The organism is Streptomyces sp. NPDC045470 (genome assembly GCF_040646595.1).
Classification (GTDB): domain Bacteria; phylum Actinomycetota; class Actinomycetes; order Streptomycetales; family Streptomycetaceae; genus Streptomyces.
In genome coordinates this window covers 144,011-162,693 of record NZ_JBEZAN010000003.1, presented here as the reverse complement: position 1 = coordinate 162,693, position 18,683 = coordinate 144,011, and the positions used below count along the sequence as shown (strand labels likewise).

General features: G+C 72.3%; 16 protein-coding genes. 6 read left to right on the top strand and 10 right to left on the bottom strand.

Annotated elements, in window-relative coordinates; translation table 11 throughout:
• Positions 1-31: 31 nt before the first annotated feature.
• On the bottom strand, positions 32-3,220 hold the full coding sequence (locus AB0A97_RS11115) for an AAA family ATPase (protein WP_361147696.1): 3,189 nt from the start codon (positions 3,218-3,220) through the stop codon (positions 32-34).
• A 434-nt stretch (positions 3,221-3,654) separates the two neighbouring features.
• Between AB0A97_RS11115 and AB0A97_RS11110 the strand changes: the two genes are divergently transcribed.
• Positions 3,655-4,791 (top strand): NAD(P)/FAD-dependent oxidoreductase, encoded by a 1,137-nt coding sequence (locus AB0A97_RS11110; protein ID WP_361147694.1) that lies wholly within the window; start codon positions 3,655-3,657, stop codon positions 4,789-4,791.
• Here the strand turns inward: AB0A97_RS11110 and sigJ are convergent.
• Positions 4,786-5,754 carry an RNA polymerase sigma factor SigJ gene (sigJ, locus tag AB0A97_RS11105; RefSeq protein ID WP_361147692.1) on the bottom strand — a complete coding sequence of 323 codons (969 nt, stop codon included), beginning with the start codon at positions 5,752-5,754 and terminating at the stop codon, positions 4,786-4,788. The genes AB0A97_RS11110 and sigJ overlap by 6 nt on opposite strands.
• A 101-nt stretch (positions 5,755-5,855) precedes the next feature.
• On the opposite strand from sigJ, the gene AB0A97_RS11100 reads away from it, so the two are divergent.
• The gene (locus tag AB0A97_RS11100) at positions 5,856-6,260 is read left to right on the top strand and encodes a hypothetical protein (RefSeq protein WP_361147690.1); all 405 of its coding nucleotides are present in this window, start codon (positions 5,856-5,858) and stop codon (positions 6,258-6,260) included.
• A 91-nt stretch (positions 6,261-6,351) separates the two neighbouring features.
• Here AB0A97_RS11100 and AB0A97_RS11095 read toward each other — a convergent pair whose 3' ends face one another.
• The 6 genes from AB0A97_RS11095 to AB0A97_RS11070 all read right to left on the bottom strand — a co-directional run bounded on the left by AB0A97_RS11095 (position 6,352) and on the right by AB0A97_RS11070 (position 12,068).
• Positions 6,352-7,446: an NAD(P)-binding domain-containing protein gene (locus AB0A97_RS11095; protein WP_361147688.1), complete on the bottom strand. Its 1,095-nt coding sequence runs from the start codon at positions 7,444-7,446 to the stop codon at positions 6,352-6,354.
• Positions 7,447-7,536: 90 nt separating this feature from the next.
• Positions 7,537-8,742: an LLM class flavin-dependent oxidoreductase gene (locus AB0A97_RS11090; protein WP_361147686.1), complete on the bottom strand. Its 1,206-nt coding sequence runs from the start codon at positions 8,740-8,742 to the stop codon at positions 7,537-7,539.
• Positions 8,743-8,746: 4 nt separating this feature from the next.
• Complete coding sequence (locus tag AB0A97_RS11085) at positions 8,747-9,844, bottom strand: ABC transporter substrate-binding protein (RefSeq protein WP_361148751.1); 1,098 nt, start codon at positions 9,842-9,844, stop codon at positions 8,747-8,749.
• Positions 9,845-9,926: 82 nt separating this feature from the next.
• Positions 9,927-10,772, bottom strand: coding sequence for an ABC transporter ATP-binding protein (locus AB0A97_RS11080; protein ID WP_361147684.1), 846 nt, complete (start codon positions 10,770-10,772; stop codon positions 9,927-9,929).
• On the bottom strand, positions 10,745-11,647 hold the full coding sequence (locus AB0A97_RS11075; protein WP_361147682.1) for an ABC transporter permease: 903 nt from the start codon (positions 11,645-11,647) through the stop codon (positions 10,745-10,747). Before AB0A97_RS11075 ends, AB0A97_RS11080 begins: the two co-directional genes overlap by 28 nt.
• Before the next feature lie 337 nt (positions 11,648-11,984).
• Positions 11,985-12,068, bottom strand: coding sequence for a putative leader peptide (locus AB0A97_RS11070; protein ID WP_358970165.1), 84 nt, complete (start codon positions 12,066-12,068; stop codon positions 11,985-11,987).
• A 214-nt stretch (positions 12,069-12,282) separates the two neighbouring features.
• Here AB0A97_RS11070 and AB0A97_RS11065 point away from each other — a divergent pair, with 214 nt between their 5' ends.
• A complete protein-coding gene (locus AB0A97_RS11065; protein WP_361147680.1) occupies positions 12,283-12,705 on the top strand; it encodes a YjbQ family protein in 423 nt (140 codons plus the stop codon).
• A gap of 16 nt (positions 12,706-12,721) precedes the next feature.
• Here AB0A97_RS11065 and AB0A97_RS11060 read toward each other — a convergent pair whose 3' ends face one another.
• Both AB0A97_RS11060 and AB0A97_RS11055 read right to left on the bottom strand, forming a co-directional pair.
• Complete coding sequence (locus AB0A97_RS11060; RefSeq protein WP_361147678.1) at positions 12,722-13,297, bottom strand: DUF1345 domain-containing protein; 576 nt, start codon at positions 13,295-13,297, stop codon at positions 12,722-12,724.
• A 306-nt stretch (positions 13,298-13,603) separates the two neighbouring features.
• Positions 13,604-14,920, bottom strand: coding sequence for an NAD(P)/FAD-dependent oxidoreductase (locus tag AB0A97_RS11055; RefSeq protein WP_361147676.1), 1,317 nt, complete (start codon positions 14,918-14,920; stop codon positions 13,604-13,606).
• A 168-nt stretch (positions 14,921-15,088) separates the two neighbouring features.
• On the opposite strand from AB0A97_RS11055, the gene AB0A97_RS11050 reads away from it, so the two are divergent.
• From AB0A97_RS11050 to AB0A97_RS11040, 3 genes are all read left to right on the top strand, one after another.
• Entirely contained in the window at positions 15,089-15,718 is a 630-nt protein-coding gene (locus AB0A97_RS11050; protein WP_361147674.1) for a TetR/AcrR family transcriptional regulator, read from the top strand.
• A gap of 742 nt (positions 15,719-16,460) precedes the next feature.
• Complete coding sequence (locus tag AB0A97_RS11045) at positions 16,461-17,768, top strand: FAD-dependent oxidoreductase (protein WP_361147672.1); 1,308 nt, start codon at positions 16,461-16,463, stop codon at positions 17,766-17,768.
• 2 nt (positions 17,769-17,770) lie between these two features.
• Entirely contained in the window at positions 17,771-18,667 is an 897-nt protein-coding gene (locus AB0A97_RS11040; protein WP_361147670.1) for an MBL fold metallo-hydrolase, read from the top strand.
• Positions 18,668-18,683: the final 16 nt, after the last annotated feature.

Genomic DNA, 18,683 nt, shown 5'->3' with positions numbered 1-18,683 from the left:
CACGGGGGTGCGGGGCGGCCGTACGGCGGCTTCACAGGTGCCAGCGGACCTCGTCGGCCGGTGCGTAGCGGCACAGTGCGCCGGTCGACACCGATGCCTGTAGGTGGGTGGCGAGTTCGGGGTGGTGTGTCGTCAGGCGGCGCAGGCTGTCGCGGATGCGGGCGGTCACGTTCTTGCGGGCGCGGTCGGTCTCGTCGCCCAGTCGGCGGGGGCGCCCGGCGAGTCCGGCGGCGTTGCGGAGTTCGGTGAGGAGGGCTTCCCGCTCGTGGTCGTATGCCGCGGCCGTGCGGTCGTCGCCGCGGGCGGCTGCCCTGTCGATCTCGTCGTCGAGCACTTCCAGGCGTCGCCGGTAACGGGACTTCGCCTCGTCGTCCAGGACCACGTCGCTTCCGAAGGCGGCCGCCGCCGCGGCCATGGGCGCGCTGTCCGGGTACAGCAGGCGTGTGGCCGGGACGTCCTGGCCGGGGCGGCCGAGCAGCGTGTGCAGGTCTGCCAGCCCTTTGGCGTCGGGTACGTGGACGGTGCGGCCTGCGTAGCGGAGACGCCATACGGCGCCGTTGCGTACGAACTCCCGCTCGGGCAGAGCAGGTTGAGTGGGCGGTGTGGGGGAGGGGCGGAGGTCGCGGGACTGGTTGGCGATGTGGGGCATGCCCAGTTCGCGGGCTTCGGCCTCGGTGTCGCGGAGCAGCGCGGTGGCCCGGGCCGCGTCGTCGGGGCCCGCGCGGGCGAGCAGGGCGCGGGCCAGTTCCGTACGGGCGCGTACCGACCAGGGGCGGCCGTGGAGCCGGTCGGCGGACCGCCGGGCAGCGGTGAGGTCCCGTACTGCCGCTTCCCACTGCTCCTCGGCGGCGTGCAGCAGGCCCGACCACAGCGCTGCCGGGCCGCTGATGTCCCAGCCGAACAGGGAGACCAGCCACTGCCCCCGGTACGGCTCCAACGCGGCGTGCGCCTGGCGGCAGCGCGCCGGGTCCCGGGACGCCGCCGCGCTCTGCGCCAGCAGCCGGACCCGCAGCGGGGCGATGCCGCGCTCCAGCACGCTGTCGCCGGGCGGGCCGTCCCCGGGGCACGGCACCGCTCCGGCGGTCGAGGCGGTGCCCTGCTCCAACGCGGTGATGCCCGCCAGCACGTGGGTGTACAGCGGGTCCCGTCCCGGTGTGGCGTGGTGGGCCCGTTCCGCTTCCGGGAAGCTGCCCTGGAGGAGGGACAGTGCCCAGCGGTGGTGGCCGATGAAGTACTGGTAGTAGTTGGCGTGGGTGCCGCTGAGGGCCAGGGTTCGGGCGAGCAGGTCGTCGGCTTCGGGGAAGCGGCCCATGAACGCGTACACGACGCTGCGGTCGATGACCGAGATCATGCTGGTCCGGGGCAGTCCGCAGGCGTCCGCGCCGGCCACCATGGAGTGGAACTGCCGGAGGAACGCCGGGTCGTCCAGTTCGAGCAGGGCGACCCAGCGCATGGAAGCCGCCAGGTGCTCCATCCAGACATCGGCCCGGCGGCGGGACACCTCCATCAACTCCCCGGCGACGTCGACCCGCTGTGCCGCCGTGCGCGGCTCCCACACCGCGTGCAGGCGCGCCCACAGCCCCAGGTGCAGGGCATCGTCGTCGCCGGCGGCGCGGGCGGCTGCCACGACACGGCGGGCCACCTCCTCCACCGGCCCGCCGCCGGGAGTGCCAGGAGTACCACGAGCACCGGGTCTGTCGTCGGCGGGGCGAGCCCCGGTGACCAGTGCACGATGTGCCTCGCGCAGCGCCCGGGACTTGAGCCCGGTCCCGTCGCCCCGGCCGTCCGCGCTGTGCAGCGTGAGTGCCACGCGGCCCACGAGCACGGCGTCGCCCGTGCCGGACGCCAGTGTGGCGGCGTCCTCGTACACCAGCCAGGAACGCTCGTGCTCGCCGAGGAGTTGGAGTTCGGCACCGAGGTCGAGGGCGAGCAGCACGTGGCGGTGCGGATCGCCGGTCCCGAGCCGTTCCAGCGCGCGCCGGTAGTGCCCTACCGCCTCTTCGCTCGCCAGCCTGCTCACCGCGTGCCGGGCCGCGGCCACCAGGATGTCCACCGCCTCGCCGGCGTCGAGGGCCGGGCCGGCGAAGTAGGCGTGCCGGGCGAGGTCGGTCGGCCGCGCCCGGTCCCCGGCGCAGGCTGTGTCCCGCAGCGCACGTACGGCGGCGGCGTGCAGATGGCGGCGGCGCTCCTCCGCCAGCCCCTCGTACAGGGACTCCCGTACCAGGTCGTGGATGAAGACGTACGCGTCGGCCGCCGACGGCTCCAGCAGCCCGGCCTCGACCGTCTCCCCGAGCAGCCCGGCGGCGAGCGGTTCCGGTATCCCGGCTGTACGGGCCAGGGTTCCCCGCTCGAAGCGGCGGCCCAGCACGGCGGCGGCACCCAGCAGCCGTACGGTGGGCGCGCCGAGCAGCGACAGCCGCCGGTGCACCACGGCACGGACCCCGGGCGCGACGGCGGCCACGGACTGGCCGGCGGACCACAGGCGGGCCGTCTCCTCCACGAAGTACGGGTTGCCGCCGGTGCGTGCGCACACCTCGGCGGCCGTGGCCGCGTCGGGCCGGCTCCCCGCCGTACGGGCCACCAGTTCCTCGACCTGCGGCGGGGTCAGGCCCGTCAAGGCGACGGTGGTGGCTCGCGCCGCCAGCCGGGGCAGCAGCGGCCGCAGGGGGTGGTCGGGCCGCTGCACTTCCACGTCGCGGTACGTGCCGATCACGAGCAGCCGCTCGAACCAGGCGTGCTGCGCCGTGAACTCCAGCAGGTGCAGCGACGCGGCGTCCGCCCAGTGCAGATCCTCCAGCACCACGGTCACCGGGCGGCTCCGCGACATGACGGCCAGCAGGGTGGTCACCGCGTCGAACAGCTCGAAGCGCAGCGCGTCGCCGGCGCCCGTGCCCTCGCCCAGCAGTACGGAGAGCGCTCCTCCGGCGGCCGTCGCTGCCGCCTCCCACTCCTCGGCGGCCGCGCCGCGCCGCAGGCCCCGCACCGCCTGTGTCCACGGCCAGAAGCCGGGGGTGCCGTCGGAGTCCCAGCAGGTTCCGTGCACCACCAGCATGTCGCCGTGGTCCCGCGCCTCGTCCACCGCGCTGTGCACCAAGCTCGTCTTGCCGATGCCGGCCTCGCCCGTGACCAGCACCAGCCCGCCGTGACTGGCCCGCGCCCGCTCCAGACGGGATCGCAGCATCCGTACGCTGTGTTCCCGCCCGATCAGCGCGGTCTCCATGGGGCCGTCCTTCCGGGCGCGGGTTCGCGGATCATGGGCGGCGGCTCCTGGCCCGCGGTACATCCGCGTCCGGGCATCCGTGTCCGGACAGCCGGGCGCCGTGCCGCCGTTGCCTTGATAGCCGCAGGCCGGGACGGCGCGCGGCGTTACGGACCGAAGTCACCTTCCCGAGTGCACGGACCCGGGCCTCCGGATTCGCTCACGCAGAGGGCGGCGCGCTTCCCGGCGCACTTCCCGGGCGGATGACGGACTGCCGGAGCACACGGCGGCGCACTGCACGGTGTCGGTCACCTGTCAGGGGAATGTCGGCGGACCGACGGGGACCGACAAAGTCTGTCGGCCCGATGTCCACGCCTTGTCGGCGGGACCCGGCACTCTTCCAGTGATCCTGCCGGGTGCCCATCCGGCAGGCGCACGACACGCAAGGAATCACCATGACCCCTCACGTCACGATCATCGGCGCCGGCCTCGGCGGCCTCACCCTGGCCCGCGTCCTGCACATCCACGGCATCCCGGCCACGGTCTACGAGGCGGAAGCCTCACCGACGGCCCGCGCGCAGGGCGGGATGCTCGACATCCACGACTACAACGGCCAACCGGCCCTCCAGGTCGCGGGCCTGATCGACGCGTTCCGTACTCTCGTCCTGGAAGGCCGCCAGGCGATACGGATCCTCGACCGGGACGGGAGCACCCTGTTCGACAAGGCCGACGACGGCACGGGCGGGCGCCCCGAGGTGCAGCGCGGCGAGCTGCGGCAGATCCTGCTCGACTCGCTGCCGGCCGGCACTGTCCGCTGGGGCCACAAGGTCAGCGGCACCCGTGCCCTCGGTGACGGCCGCCACGAGGTGACCTTCGCCGACGGCTCCACCGTCACCACGAGCCTGCTGGTCGGCGCGGACGGCGCCTGGTCACGCGTCCGGCCGCTGCTCTCCGACGCCACCCCCGAGTACACCGGCAGGGCCTTCGTGGAGACCTACCTGTTCGACAGCGACAGCCGGCATCCGGCCACCGCGAAGGCGGTCGGCGGCGGATCACTGTTCGTGCTCGCGCCGGGCAAGGGCATCCAGGCTCACCGGGAGAGGGGCGGCACCCTGCACACCTATGTGGTGCTCACCGAGTCGCTGGACTGGTTCGCCGCCGTCGACTTCACCGACGCCACCGCGGCCGCCGCACGGATCGCGCGGGAATTCGACGGCTGGGCGCCGGAAATCACCGCGCTGATCACCGACGGCGACACCGCACCGACCCTGCGCCCCGTCCACGCCCTGCCGATCGGCCACCGATGGGACCGGGTGCCGGGAGTGACCCTGCTCGGCGACGCCGCCCATCTCTCGGCTCCGAACGGTGAGGGCGCCAACCTGGCCATGTACGACGGCGCCGAACTCGGCAAGGCCCTCGCCGCGCACCCCGACGACGTCGAGACCGCCCTCACCACGTACGAGCAGGCCATGTTCCCCCGCGCCACCGAAGCCGCCACCGAAGGCACCCGACTCCACGAATTCCTCTTCGGCGACGACGCGCCCCACAGCCTCGTCACCGCGTTCATCGAAGACGCGCAGCAGGACTCATGAGCTGCCGGCTGCACGGGGCCCGGCCGGCCCCGGCCGGCCCTCCCGCGCCCACGGCCGCAGCTTCTCCGGATTGCGGACCGCCCAGATCCGGGTGACCCGCCCACCGGAGACGTCGAACGCGGCCACCGTCATGACGACGCCGGCCCGCCGGGCCACCAGGCCCGGCACACCGTTGACCGACCGCTCCAGAAGTTCGAGTCCGGGAGCCCGGTCGGCCATGGCGACCAGGTACCGGGCGATGCGCGCCCCGCCCTCGACCGGGCGCAGGACGGCGCCGGCCAGGCCGCCGCCGTCGGCGGTCAGCACGGCGGCCGGGTCGAGAAGGCCGACGAGGGCCGCGATGTCCTTGGCCTCCCACGCCTCTTTGACCTGCCTCGGCACGTCCGCCCGGCCGGTCGCCGAGGACACCGGAGCGCGCGCGTCGCCCACCCGCCGCCGGGCGGATGCCGCCAACTGCTTGCACGCCGCAGGGGTACGGCCGAGAACGCCGGCTATCTCGGCGAACGGATACCGGAAGACGTCGTGCAGGACGAACGCCACCCGCTCGGCGGGCGTCATCGTCTCCAGGACGACGAGGAAGGCCATCGCCACCGACTCGTCCAGCACGATCTGGTCGGCGGGATCCGTGCCGCCGACGGGACCGGGACCGCCCGCCCGGCCCCACTCCGCGCGGTCGGGCAGCGGCTCGGGCAGCCACGCGCCGACATAGCGTTCACGACGGGCCCGCGCCGAGCCGAGCAGGTCCAGACAGATGCGGCTGGTCGTCGTCGTCAGCCAGGCGCCGGGGGACCGGATCTCCGCCCGCCGACTCCGCGGCAGTCCGTACCAGCGTCCGTAGGCATCCTGTACGGCGTCCTCGGCCTCGGTCACCGAACCCAGCAACCGGTAGGCGACATTGATCAGCTGACGTCGCTCGCCGACCGCCCCGTCCGCGCCGGTTCCGGCCCTACCGACAGTCCCCATGCTCCCGGCCGCCCCCTCGCCTTACCTTTCGCAGGCCCCCGTCGTCGAGTCGGTGAGACCTTATCGGCCTGCTGCCCAGGGACGGAAAAGAGGACCGCGACATGACCACTCGGGCGACGACGACGGAGACGGCGGCAACGGAGACGGCAACGGCGGCGAACCCACCGCGCCGCTTCTCGTTCCTGCGGATCGCGATAGCCCTCCAGACCCTGACCGTCTTCCTTCAGGCGATCTCCGCCGGACTGCTGCTGACCTCGCCCTTCGGAGCGACACTGCACAGTGTCGGAGCCCGTGTGATGTACGGGGCGTCGATGCTCCACGTCCTCGCGGCGGTGCTGGCATGGAAGCCGGGCGGCGGCCCGGCCCGACCGGTTTGGCACGCGTCAGGGTTTCTCGTACTCGCCTCGGCCCAGGTCGTGCTCGGCGTCGCGCATGTCCCGTCGGTCCATCTCCCGCTGGGTGTCCTGATGTTCGGCCTGAGTGTGCTGGCGCTGGCCCGGCGCTGATGTCCGGCCCGGGCGTGCCGGTCCTGGCCCGGCGCTGAAGTCCCGTCGCCGGGGCCCTGTGAAGCCCGTCGCCGCGACTCGACCTCTGGAGTCAGACCGTCGTCGCTCGATCGCCGCGGTCCGGCCGCAGAAGCTGCCGGATGTCGCGTACGGCCGCGCGTCCGGCGCGGTTGGCGCCGATGGTGCTGGCGGAGGGGCCGTAGCCGACGAGGTGGACACGGGGGTCCCGTACGGCGCGGGTTCCGTCCAGGCGGATGCCACCGCCGGGCTCGCGCAGTCGGAGAGGCGCCAAGTGGTCGACGGCGGCGCGGAAGCCGGTGGCGTACAGCACGGTGTCCGCCTCGACGGTGCGGCCGTCCGACCAGACCGCGCCGGTCCTGGTGAGGCGGTCGAACAGCGGCAGCCGTTCCAAGACGCCGCGTTCGCGCGCCCGTCGCACAGCGTCGGTCATCGGCAGTCCCGTCACGGACACCACGCTCTGCGGCGGGAGGCCCGCCCGGACCCGTTCCTCGACCCGAGCGACGGCCGCCCGGCCCTGCTGTTCGTCGAACGGGCCCGTGCGGAAGACCGGTGGGCGGCGGGTCACCCAGGTGGTCCCGGCGGCGGCCCCGGCGATCTCCAGCAGGTGCTGGACGGCCGAGGTGCCGCCGCCGACGACGATCACGTGCCGCCCTGCGAAGTCCTGCGGCCCGCGGTACGAGGAGCTGTGCAGTTGGCGGCCGCGGAAGACGTCCTGACCGGGGAAGCGCGGCCAGAAGGGCCGGTCCCAGGTGCCGGTCGCGTTGACCAGGGCCCGGGTGGCGTACGTCCCTTCCGAGGTGTCCAGCAGGAGCCGGCCGCCCGCGCCGTCGCGTACCGTCCGCACGTCCACCGGCCGGTGCACCCGCAGCCCGAAGGTCCGCTCGTACGTGTCGAAGTACGCGCCGATCACCTCGGAGGACGGCCGGTCCGGGTCGGCGCCGGCCAGCTCCATACCGGGCAGCGCGTGCATCCCGTGAACCTTCCCGTACGTCAGGGTGGGCCAGCGGAACTGCCACGCGCCGCCCGGCCGCGGCGCGTGGTCCAGTACGACGAAGTCCCGGTCCGGCTCGTATCCCACCCGCCGCAGGTGGAAGGCGGCGGCCAGGCCGGCCTGGCCGGCACCGGCCACGACGACCTCGGTCTCCCGCACCCCGATGTTGTTCATGTTTCTACCAACCAGGGTGGGGGCGAAAATCTTCCTCAGGGCCTCAGGGCCTCAGGGCACAGAGGCGCGGCGACTCAGGGCCGCGGCGACTCACCGTCCGCCCGCGACCAGCAGCGGTGCGGCGCCCGACGCGGAGGCCGGGCGCCCGCCGGACGCCGGGACCCCGGGCCGGGGAGGGACACCGTCGGGCAGCAGCCCCCGGGCGGCCAGCTCTGGCCGTACCCCCTCGCCGAACCAGTACGCCTCCTCCAGGTGCGGGTAACCGGACAGCACGAAGTGCTCGATCCCGAGGGCGTGGTACTCCTCGATCCGGTCGGCCACCTCCGTATGGCTGCCCACCAGCGCCGTTCCCGCCCCGCCGCGCACCAGGCCCACCCCGGCCCAGAGGTTCGGGGAGATCTCCAGCCTGTCGCGCGAGCCGCCGTGCAGGGCCAGCATCCGCTGCTGGCCCACCGACTCGCTCTTGCCCAGCGCCTGCTGCGCGGCGGCCACGGTGTCCGCGTCCAGGTCGCCCAGCAGCCGGTCCGCCGTGTCCCACGCCTCCTTCGCCGAGTCGCGCGAGACGGTGTGCAGCCGGATGCCGAAACGGACCGTACGGCCCTCCCGCGCGGCGAGCCCCGAAATCCAGTCGATCTTCTGCTTGACCTGCTCGGGCGGCTCGCCCCAGGTGAGGTACACATCGACGTTGCGGGCGGCGACCGGCCCGGCGGCCGCCGACGAACCGCCGAAGAAGATCTCCGGGAGCGGGTCCGGCGGCAGCGCGGTCAGACCGCCCTCCACCTGATAGTGCGCCCCGTGGAAGTCGAACGGGGCGCCACCCCACACACCCCGTACCACCTGCAAGAACTCGTCCGTACGGGCATAGCGCCGGTCGTGGTCCAGCGCGTCACCGAACCGCCGCTGCTCGGTGGAGTCCCCGCCGGTCACCACGTTCAGCAGCAGCCGGCCTCCGGAGATCCGCTGGTACGTGGCGGCCATCTGCGCCGCCAGCACCGGCGAGATCACCCCGGGCCGGAACGCCACCAGGAACTTCAGCCGGTCGGTGACCTGGGTGAGCGCGGTGGTGGTCAGCCAGGCGTCCTCGCACCACGTTCCCGTCGGTGTGAGGACCGCCTCGAAGCCCAACTGCTCGGCGGCCTTGGCGACCTGCGCCAGGTAGTCGATGTCGGGTGCCCGTACGCCGCTGACCGGGGTGATGCGGTCGCGCCGGACGCCGCCGTCGGTGTACGCGTGCCGGTCGACGAGGGTGCGCCCGTCGCCGCCGGTCGGCAGGAACCAATGAAGATGCACGGTCACGGTGTTAGCCGGCCTTTCCTGAAGAGCTGTCGGTGTGTGGGAGGCTGCCGGCGCCTGGGGAGCTGCCGGTGCCCTGGGAGCCGTAGGTACGCGGCGCCGTGCTCGAAGGCGGCAGGCCGCCGTTGAAACGGGTGTCGACGAAGGAGGAGAAGTCGACGCGGCCGGGGATCAGCCGGAGCGCGGCGAAGGTGTCGGCGATCTGCTGCTCGGACGCGACGGCCGACCGGTCGAGGGCCACCGTGACCGCCGTACCCCGCGTCCGTCTGACCGCCGCCAGCGCCACGTCCCGGGGCAGGCCGGTCTCCGCGGCCCACGCCTTCGCCCAGGCGTCCGGGTGCCGGTGGACCCAGTCCTGTGCCCGCCGCAGCCGGCCGACGTAGTCCTTGAGCGCCGCCGACTTCTCCGGGTCGTCCAGGGCGGCGGGCGCGGCGACCTGGAAGCTGAGACCGTTGACGACGCCTTCGCCGGTGGTCAGGATCCGCGCGTCGGTCTGGTCGAGAGCCTGCGAGGTGTACGGGTCCCACACCGCCCAGGCGTCCACCCGGCCGCGGCTGAACGCGGCCAGCGCGTCGGCCGGCTGGAGATGGTTGAGGGTCACGTCCTGCGGCGTCAGCCCGGCCTTCTTCAGGGAGGCCACGAGCTGGTAGTGCGCGGAACTGCCCTGCGCCACCGCGATGGACCTGCCCTTCAGCTGCGCGGGCCGGGTGAGCGGTGAGTCCTTCTTCACCAGTACTGTCTCACCCGCGGACGAGCCGTGCGTCGCCGCGATCACCTTGAACTTCGAGTTCGCCGCCGCGGCGAAGACGGGCGGCGTGTTGCCGACCCCGCCGACGTCCACCGCGCCGGCGTTGACCGCCTCCAGCAGGGGCGGACCGGAGGTGAAGGTCGACCACTGGATCCGGTAGGGCAGGTCCTTGAGTTCCCCGGCCGCCCGCAGAACGGCCTCCGAACCGCCCTTCTGGTCGCCGACGTGGAGGGTCACCGCCCCCTTGCCGTCCGTCCCGCCACGGGCCCCGCCGCTCCCCGAACCGTTCGCCCGGGACGCCCCGCCGCACGCGGCGAGCGTCAGGAGGAGGGGGAGCAGGAGGGCGGGGAGCAGCAGGGTGGTGCGCGCATGCTTGCGAGTTCCGTTCCGTCGCTCCACGTCCTCTGCCTCTGCCACTGCCATTGCCACCTGCGATCCCTCACTGCCCGACCGCACGGTCCACCCCCTCCACTCCCAGGCGGTCCAGCAACCGTGCGCGCCGGTCGGCGAACCGGGGGTCGGCGATGTCACGCGGGCGGGGCAGGTCGATCTTGTGCTCGTACGCGATCACGCCGTTCTCCATCACCAGCGCGCGGTCGGCCAGCAGCAGCGCCTCGTCCACGTCATGCGTGACGAGCAGTACCGCGCAGCCGCGCTCCTGCCACAGTTCGGCCACCAGCTTCTGCGCCTTGATGCGCGTCAGCGCGTCCAGCGCTCCGAACGGCTCGTCCAGCAGCAGCAGATCGGGTTCGCGTACCAGAGCGCGGGCCAGCGACGCCCGCTGAGCCTCGCCGCCGGACAACGTCTTGGGCCAGGCATCCGCACGGTGCCCGAGCCCCACTTCGGACAAGGCCCGTTCCGCCGAATCCCGTTCAGGTCTGCCCGGCAGCCCGAGCAGCACATTGCGCCACACCCGCTTCCACGGCATCAGCCGCGGCGCCTGGAAAGCGACCGCCTTGCGCCGCGGTACCAGCACCTGGCCCTCGACCTCCCGGTCCAGCCCGGCCAGTACCCGCAGCAGCGTCGACTTGCCGCAGCCACTGCGCCCGAGCAGCGCGACGAACTCACCCGGTGCCACGTCCAGCCGCAGCCCGTCGATGACGGCCCGGCCACCGAATGCCCGGCCGAGCCCCCGCACCCGTACGGCAGCGCCTTCCAGCACCTCCGTCGCTTCCGCCGCCTCGCCCCGCACGGCCTCCCGCCCCTCTCCTTCCGGTTCCACCGGTTCTTTCGGCGCGGCCCCCGTAACTGTCTCCGTCACCGGCCGGTGAACGTCGGTCGCCATTGCAGCAGCAGCCTTTCGAGAGTGCGGACGATGAAGTCGGCGAGCAGTCCGAGGACCGCGTACACCACCAGGCAGACCACGATCACGTCGGTACGGAAGAACTCCCTGGCCTGGTTCATCAGGAACCCGAGACCGTCGTCGGCGTTGACCTGCTCGCCGAACACGAGCGCCAGCCAGGCGGTGGCGAGCGAGTAGCGCAGCCCCGTCATGGCGCCCGGCAACGCCCCCGGCAGTACGACGTGCCGGATCAGCCCCCGGCGCCCGAGCCCCAGCGAAGTCCCGGCCTCCACCAACTGCGCGTCCACGCCGCGGATTCCGGCGTACACGTTCAGATACAGATGGAACGCGACACCGAGCGAGATCAGCGCGATCTTCGGCGCCTCACCGATGCCCAGCCAGATGATGAACAGCGGGATCACACCCACCCACGGCACGGACCGCAGCATCTGCACCACGGGATCCACCAGGTCCTCACCCAGCCGCGACAGCCCGGACGCCAGCGCCAGCAGCACCCCGGCGAGCACGCCGACCGCGAGCCCGACGGCGACGCGTTGCAGCGACACGAACATCGCCGACGGCAACGTCCCGTCGGACACCAGCGTCCAGGCCGTACGGGCGATCGTCCCCGGCGAGGCGAGGATGTCGCTCTCCAGGGCCCCGCTCGCGCTCAGCACCTGCCACAGCGCGAGCAGGAACACCGGCACCACGGCCCGGCGCAGCCAGCGTGGTGCGCTCCGGCGACCGGCCGACACCGGTACGACGGGGATCAGCTCCGGCCCGGTACGCGGCCCGGCCGTCGGCGCCGCCGGCGCAACCGGTCGCTCGTTGCGCGGGGGCGGCGCGACACCGGGCGGCGCGGCCTGATCAACAGTCATGAACACTCCAACTCAAAGAGCGGCGGCACGCGGAAGCGCACGCACCGCGCGCCTGCGGCGGCACCGGACCCGCAAAGGGGAAGTGCGGAGAGAAACAAGGGGGGAAGAAGACGGAGGAATCGTCAGAAATCAGAGGCCCGCCGCCCGGATCAGCGCCCGGATCGGCGGCCGATCGGCGCTGGACGGCCCGAGCAGGACCGGCGATGGGCCGGTGACGGGCCGACGTCAGCGCATCCGCTCGTCAGCGCAACAGCGCAACAGCGCAACAGCGCAACAGCGCAACAGCGCAACAGCGCATCGGCGCGTCGGTGCTCAGCGCATCAGCGCCGCAGCGACATCAACAGCCGCGGCGACACGCGGAGGACGCCACCCGCAGCAGGTCGATGTGACCGCGCGTGGTGAGCCGGGCTGACGTAGACATGTCGCTGAACGTAGCGGCGCGGCTGAAGAAGGGTCAAACGCCGTCTCGCCTGCTGGACCATTGTTGCGCGGGCGTTGCGCGCGGAGCGGGAGCCGAGACCGGTCGAGCGAGGCCGGGGCCGACGGCGAGACCGGGCGAGCCCCGTATGGGCAGGGGCGCGGCTCGGCCGGCCGGCGTGCCGGGATTCGTATGCCCGATCTGAGAGGATCGGTGCATGGCTGCTAGTTTCACGACGCGAGAGATCGACGTCAGGACCGGCTCGCAAGAGGTGGTCCACGACCTGACCCGGGAGTGCGCGTCCTTCCTGCGGGAGGTCGCCGACGGCCGGGACGGTCTGCTCAACGTTTTCGTACCGCACGCCACCATGGGCGTGGCCTTGATCGAGACGGGCGCGGGCAGCGACGACGACTTGCTGGCCGCTCTGCAGGATCTGCTCCCGGCGGACGACCGGTGGCGCCACCAGCACGGAAGCCGCGGCCACGGCCGTGACCACGTGCTGCCCGCACTGGTGCCGCCGCACGCCACGCTTCCCGTCGTCAGCGGCGAGCTGGCGCTGGGCACCTGGCAGTCAGTCTGCCTGGTGGACACGAACGTGGACAACCCGAACCGGCAGGTACGGCTGAGTTTTCTCGGATAGGCCGCGGTCGGTTCGTTCAGCTCTTGTCCAGGGCGGCGACCAGACTGGCCACGATGACGGTGTTGAAGACGAAGGCGACGACCGCGTTGGCCGCGACGGTCCGTCGCATTTCCCGTGAGGTGACGTTCACGTCGGTCGTGCCGAACGTCGTCATGACCGACAGGGCGAAATAGACGTAATCGGCCCAGACCACGGTTTCCGCGCCGGGGAATTCCAGTCCGCGCTGGTTCTCCACCAGGTCGTCGGCGTGAAAGGCGACCGCGAAGGACGCCATCACACAGATCCAGGCGTCCGCGACGAGGACGAGCGCCACCGCGACCCGGGGAGCCAGGGGCAGCGACGACGCGACATATCCGGGGCGCCACACCACCGCCACCGCGAGGGCGGCGACCGCGATGGAGATGGACACCCCGGGCCCGGGTGCGGTCCCGAGTACGTACCGCTGGACGACCGTGCCGCGGGCCGTGCGCCGAGCCCAGAGGCGGATCCGCTCCGGACCGGCCGTCGAAAAGGCGATCAGCGTGGCGACGAGATAACTGGAAAGGTAGGCGAACAGCGCGAAGACGCCGACGTCCGCCGTTGAGATCTGCATGACGCTGTCGTCGACCGCGAAGACCAGCACTGCCGCCGTGCAGGCCGCAATGGCGAAACTCCACGTTGCGCGACGGCGTTCGGAGAGCCAGGAATGCGCCAACGGGCTCCTCCACGTGTGATCATCGGGGAATGCGGCGTCGAGTCCGGTGCATTGCCCCGGGCTTGCTCATACCGTCAGACCGCCCGTAATGCACGCCTGCCCCGGAGCAACGGAGCAGCAGAATGCTAAGTGGTCCGACCCCGTTTTTGAGGCAGGCTCCCGGGGGTTGCGGAGGTTCCTCGGCGGGGACGGACCTGCCCAGTCTCAGTAGGGGCCGTCGGCCAGCGCCGCCGCGATGTTCCGGGCGGCGGCCGCGCCGGTTTCCATGGCACCCTCGATCCCACCGACACCGACCGACGCGATGTCGCCTCCGGCGAAGTGAACGCGCCCGTGGGGCTCGCGCAGCAGCGGAACGGCGCCGCTCAGGTTCCCGGGCCGGTGATGCGCCCACGCCCCCTGGGAGAACTGGTCGCTGACCCAGTCGTGACCGGCGGTTTCACGTACCTCGATGCCCGGGACGAAGGTCCGCAGCGCGTCCTGCACGCCCTCGCGGTCCCCGGCGCCGACGGCCGAGGGGCCGGAGGCGAAGCACACGACGAGCGTGTCGCCGTCGTGCCGGTACTCCACCCGGGCGGTGTTGACGGGGTTCTTGCCGACCGGGGCGAAGGCGCAGAAGGGTTCGACCTCGCCCCGGACCCGCGCCCAGATCTTGGCACTCCGCACCGGGTGTTTCCGGTCGATCATGGCGCGGGCCGGCCGGGCGACGTCGGGGGTGATGCGTACGTCGCCCAGGGTGTTGAGCGGCAGTGCCACGACGGCGGAGCGGGCTCGTATCCGCTCACCGGCGCCGGTGGTCACGAGGACGCCGGAGCCGTCGTCATCGATGGCGCTGACGGGGGTGGACAGCCGGATCTCTGCCCGCGATTCGCCGAGGACGGCGTCGAGGAGCCGCTTGGTTCCGCCCTCGATCGGCCAGAAACCGGCGGTCTCCAGGAACGCGCCCCAGTCTCCGAAGGTCGTGGCCGCCCAGAGGAGCAACTGTGCGACGCCCTGATCGTCGGGGGAGTGGACCAGCGTGGCCAGCGCCCCCTCAAGCACGTCCCTGTCGTGCACGGAGAGGTTCAGCGAGTCGAGCCTGGACGCGATGGTCTCCTTCTCGATCGCACGGTTGTCGACCGCGGTGACGTCGTACGGCATCGGGAAGCAGGCCCGTGCGTCGGCGAAGAACCGGGCGGCGAGGGGAGCGACGGCGTTGCTGTGGTCGAGCCGGCTGCCTGAGTGCACCGTGCCGTCGGCCAGCCAGTACACCGTGTCGATGTCGAGCGGTGCCGCCAGCGGGATGTCGTGGCGCCGGAGTTCGTGCCACACGTTCGGCTGGGTCCAGTGCACATAGGTGCCACCGAGCTCCACCTGACGGCCGAAGGCTTCGGCCAGGTGGGTCCGGCCGCCGACCCTGTCCCGCGCTTCGAGGATCAGCACGGAATGCCCGCTGGTGCCGAGGTCACGTGCTGCGGTGACGCCGGCGAAGCCCGCGCCGATCACCACTACGTCGTATGAGGTGTCGTGAGAGCTGTTGGTCATGGGCCGCTCCGTTCTGTGGTCCTCGCCGTATCCCTGACGAGCAATGTGTCGAACCGGAACCCGAACCTTAACTCGAATACGAATCGAGTTCGAGTTTTGGAAGGGCGTCCCTCGTCGTCAACTCGTCGGCGAGGTGCGCCAAGGGCGTGGCTGATACGATCTCGAATCGTGTTCGAGAAGATTCCGGCAAGTCGGGCGTCGGCCCGCCCGGCGGTGCAGCGCCGTGGGGTGGAGCGCAGGCGGGCCATCCTGGAGGCCGCCGAGGCCCTGCTCGAAGAGAAGGGCTACGAGGCCGCCACGCTCAAGGCGATCGGCGAGCGGGCCGGCATCCCGATCGCCTCCGTGTACCACTACTTCTCCGACCGGTACCAGGTCGAGGCCGAACTGATGCAGCGTCATGCCCATCGCCTCGATGCCCGCATCAGTGCCGCGCTGGACGGCTCCGGTCCGCGCACGCTGCGCGAAGCCGCCGACGCCGTCATCGACCCCCTGCTCGGCTACTTCCGCCGGCATCCCGGCTGCACCGAACTGTGGTTCTCCGGCCGCAGCGCGCCAGTCGTCGAACTGGTCCGCGCCTTCGACGCGGCGCAGGCCGAGCGGCTCCGGCACCTTCTCGTCGAGCGTGAACTCCTGCGCGCCGACACGCCCCGGATCGCCCTCCAGCTCGCCTTCGAGGTCGGTAATCGGCTCTTCGACATCGCGTTCCGGAACTCGGCCGCCGGTGACGACGCCACGATCGACGAGGCGCGACGGCTCATCACCGCCTACCTCGCCACTTACGCCGCGGACGGCGCCTGACGCGTAGGCGCCCACGGGCCGTCAGCCGGTGCGGCGGGGCGTCCGTCAACGCGGGGGCTCGACGATTTCGGGACGCGGTGTACCGACGGCGCAAGGCCGACGATGCGAGGAACGCAACCATCGTGCGCGCTTCCGACTCGCCCTCCCGAGTGCGGGAGCGGCGCCCTGATGATGGGTCATGTCCCGCTCCGTTCTGCTGCCGTTGCGGTGGGCACGCGCGGCGGCCCGGGGCGTGATCCGCTCGCCCTGCCGAGATGTGCGGGGCGAGAGGCGAGGTGTGAGTTGGGCGCCGCGAGATGTGAGTCGCGCCACTCGACATCGAATCGAGTTCGAGTTGTCATCGGGTCTGTGCCGTGGTCAAGGGCTCGGTCGGCGGCCGGTGTTGAGGGTGCACGTCATCGGGCCGGAGATTGACGATGCCTCCCCCGCTGCTTAAAGTCGAACGCGATTCGAGATCGAGAAGCGGTGGGGTCTGCCGCGCGCTGGTTGGTCGAAGGCCCGAGTGCCCCGGCGCGAACCCCCATCGCGCCCCCACGTAGCCGCTGAAACCCGAACAGAGCGCGACGCAACAACAGAGGAGTCCGGCGTGACGAGACCCGGCAGGGCCCCAGGGCGTCACGACTCCGCCGTCATCGGCTGTGTCCGCCGTCCGGGCGGAGCGGGAACGGACGCTCACATGCCTTGCCGACGAAGCCCTCAACGAGGGCACCGACGAGGCCGCCACCGACACCGAAGGCATGGAATGATCACCACAGGCATCACCTACACCTCGTTCACCGGCTGGGTCGATCCCCCCACCGATGCCGTGCCGTCACTCGAAGGCGAACTCACCTGCGACGTCGCGGTCGTCGGCGGTGGACTCGGCGGCATGGCGGCCGCGCTGCGGCTGGCCGAGCGCGGGGCGGACGTCGTCCTGCTCGAAGCCGGCGTCTGCGGCTGCGGGGCGGCCTCGCGCAACGCCGGCCAGTTGACCGGTGCCCCGGCAGGCGATCCCCAGATACTGAGCGCGACGCAGCCGCGCCGATTCCCCGGGATCGTTCGGTTCGCCGAGGAAGCCGTCCACTTCACCGAGAAACTGATGCAGCGGCTCGGCATCGACTGCGACTACGAGCCGACGGGCAACGTCATGGCCGCCGTCACCCGGGGCCAGCTCCGGAAGGCGCGGCGCAACGCGCGGGTCCTGCGGAAGGCGGGTGCGGACGCCGAGTTCGCCGACGGCCGCGCCCTCGGCCTGCCGGAAGGCTTCCTCGGCGGCATCCACGAGCGTGTCGGGGGCATGCTCAACCCCGGGAAGTTCGCGCTCGGTCTCCGCCGGGCACTGCTCGGGGCGGGCGTACGCGTCTTCGAGCACACTCCCGTACGGGCCGTGAAGCCCGGTGGCGCGGGGGTCGTCATCGGTGTGCCGCGCGGCCGGGTCCGTGCCGAGCGGGTCCTCCTCGCCACCAACGCCCACTCCCGCGACCTCGCGATCGCGCCGCGCCGCCTGGCCACGCCGATCTGGGTCAGCATGGCCGAGACGGAACCGATCGACCCCGTACGCCTGGAGGCGACCGGCTGGACGAGCCGCGCCGGCATCGCCACCCAGCACAACCTCATGCAGAGCTACCGCCTCACGTCGCGCGACACGATCGCCTTCGCCGTCCGCCGGATCCAGACCTCGCGAGGGGCGCTGGGGGCCCGCGAGCCGGACGCCGCGGTCGTGGCGGACCTGGGCCGCGGCTTCCACGACCGGTTCCCGTCCCTGCGCGATGTGGCGATCCGCCGGGCGTGGGGCGGGTGGATCGCGATGACACCCTCGTGGCTGCCGGTCGCCGGGGAGGCCGCGAAGAACGTCTTCTACGCCGTCGGCTGCAACGGCCACGGCCTCGCCCAGGCCCCCTACCTCGGCACCCTGCTCGCCGACCGGCTCGCCGACGGCGGACTCCACGGCGACCTCGGCGCCGTATGGCGGGAGCGACCGCGCTTCGCTCCCTCACCGGTCGCCAACGCCCCGGCGCTGCGGGCCGCCTGGGCACTCGACCGGCTGTCGGACCGTATGGGCACGCGATAGCCATGGGGACGAGCACCACGGGATACACGGCGGTGGAATTCGGCGGGGTCGGTGTGCTCGTGGGCCCCGGCCGGGGTGCCTATCCGTACGCCAACTCGCTGCTCGTACGGGGTACGACCGCGACCCTGGTCATCGACCCGTCGCTGTCCCTCGTCACGGACGCGCCCCCGGCGGACCTGGTTCTGGTCAGCCACGCGCACGAGGACCACATCGCCGGCCTCGGCAGTTACGACGTGCCGGTCCACGTCCACGAAGGCGACCTCGCCGCGTTGCGCTCCCGCGAGGCGCTGGTCGCCGGGCTGGGCCTGCCGCCCGACGCGGCCGGCGCCGCCGACCAGCAGCTACGGGACCGGTTCCACGTGCACGGACGTCCGGACGCGCACGGCTTCGACGACGGCACCGAGTTCGATCTCGGCGGACGTACGGTGACCGTCGTGCACCTTCCCGGCCACACGGCAGGCCACTGCGGCTTCCTGATCGAGCCGGACGGATTCCTGTTCGTGGCGGACATCGACCTGACGTCGTTCGGCCCGTACTACGGTGACCTCGGCAGCAGCCTCACGGAGTTCGAAGCGTCGATGCGCCGGTGCCGGGAGATCGACGCGCGCTGGTACGGCACGTCCCACCAGAAAGGTGTGATCGACGGTGCTGCCGCGTTCCGGCGCCGGCTGGACGCCTTCGCCGGCGTGGCGAAGCAGCGGGAGACGGCGCTCCTCACGTTCCTCCGCGAGCCGCGCACCGTCGAGGAGATCGCCGAGCACCGGCTGGTCTACCGGCCGCACGTCACGGGACCGCACGTGCGGCCGGTGGAGCGCCGGACGGCGGCGCAGCATCTGGACCGGTTGACAGGGGAAGGGCTGGTGGCGGAGGTGGAGCGGGGGCGGTTTCGGGCGGTGTAGGTCCGGGCCGGCGTCC

Excerpts from the sequence above, each read along its gene's own strand:
- AB0A97_RS11115 (WP_361147696.1), bottom strand. The coding sequence starts at position 3,220 with ATGGAGACCGCGCTGATCGGGCGGGAACACAGCGTACGGATGCTGCGA.
- AB0A97_RS11110 (WP_361147694.1), top strand. The coding sequence starts at position 3,655 with ATGACCCCTCACGTCACGATCATCGGCGCCGGCCTCGGCGGCCTCACC.
- sigJ (WP_361147692.1), bottom strand. The coding sequence starts at position 5,754 with ATGGGGACTGTCGGTAGGGCCGGAACCGGCGCGGACGGGGCGGTCGGC.
- AB0A97_RS11100 (WP_361147690.1), top strand. The coding sequence starts at position 5,856 with ATGACCACTCGGGCGACGACGACGGAGACGGCGGCAACGGAGACGGCA.
- AB0A97_RS11095 (WP_361147688.1), bottom strand. The coding sequence starts at position 7,446 with ATGAACAACATCGGGGTGCGGGAGACCGAGGTCGTCGTGGCCGGTGCC.
- AB0A97_RS11080 (WP_361147684.1), bottom strand. The coding sequence starts at position 10,772 with ATGGCGACCGACGTTCACCGGCCGGTGACGGAGACAGTTACGGGGGCC.
- AB0A97_RS11075 (WP_361147682.1), bottom strand. The coding sequence starts at position 11,647 with ATGACTGTTGATCAGGCCGCGCCGCCCGGTGTCGCGCCGCCCCCGCGC.
- AB0A97_RS11070 (WP_358970165.1), bottom strand. The coding sequence starts at position 12,068 with ATGTCTACGTCAGCCCGGCTCACCACGCGCGGTCACATCGACCTGCTG.
- AB0A97_RS11065 (WP_361147680.1), top strand. The coding sequence starts at position 12,283 with ATGGCTGCTAGTTTCACGACGCGAGAGATCGACGTCAGGACCGGCTCG.
- AB0A97_RS11060 (WP_361147678.1), bottom strand. The coding sequence starts at position 13,297 with ATGCAGATCTCAACGGCGGACGTCGGCGTCTTCGCGCTGTTCGCCTAC.
- AB0A97_RS11055 (WP_361147676.1), bottom strand. The coding sequence starts at position 14,920 with ATGACCAACAGCTCTCACGACACCTCATACGACGTAGTGGTGATCGGC.
- AB0A97_RS11045 (WP_361147672.1), top strand. The coding sequence starts at position 16,461 with ATGATCACCACAGGCATCACCTACACCTCGTTCACCGGCTGGGTCGAT.
- AB0A97_RS11040 (WP_361147670.1), top strand. The coding sequence starts at position 17,771 with ATGGGGACGAGCACCACGGGATACACGGCGGTGGAATTCGGCGGGGTC.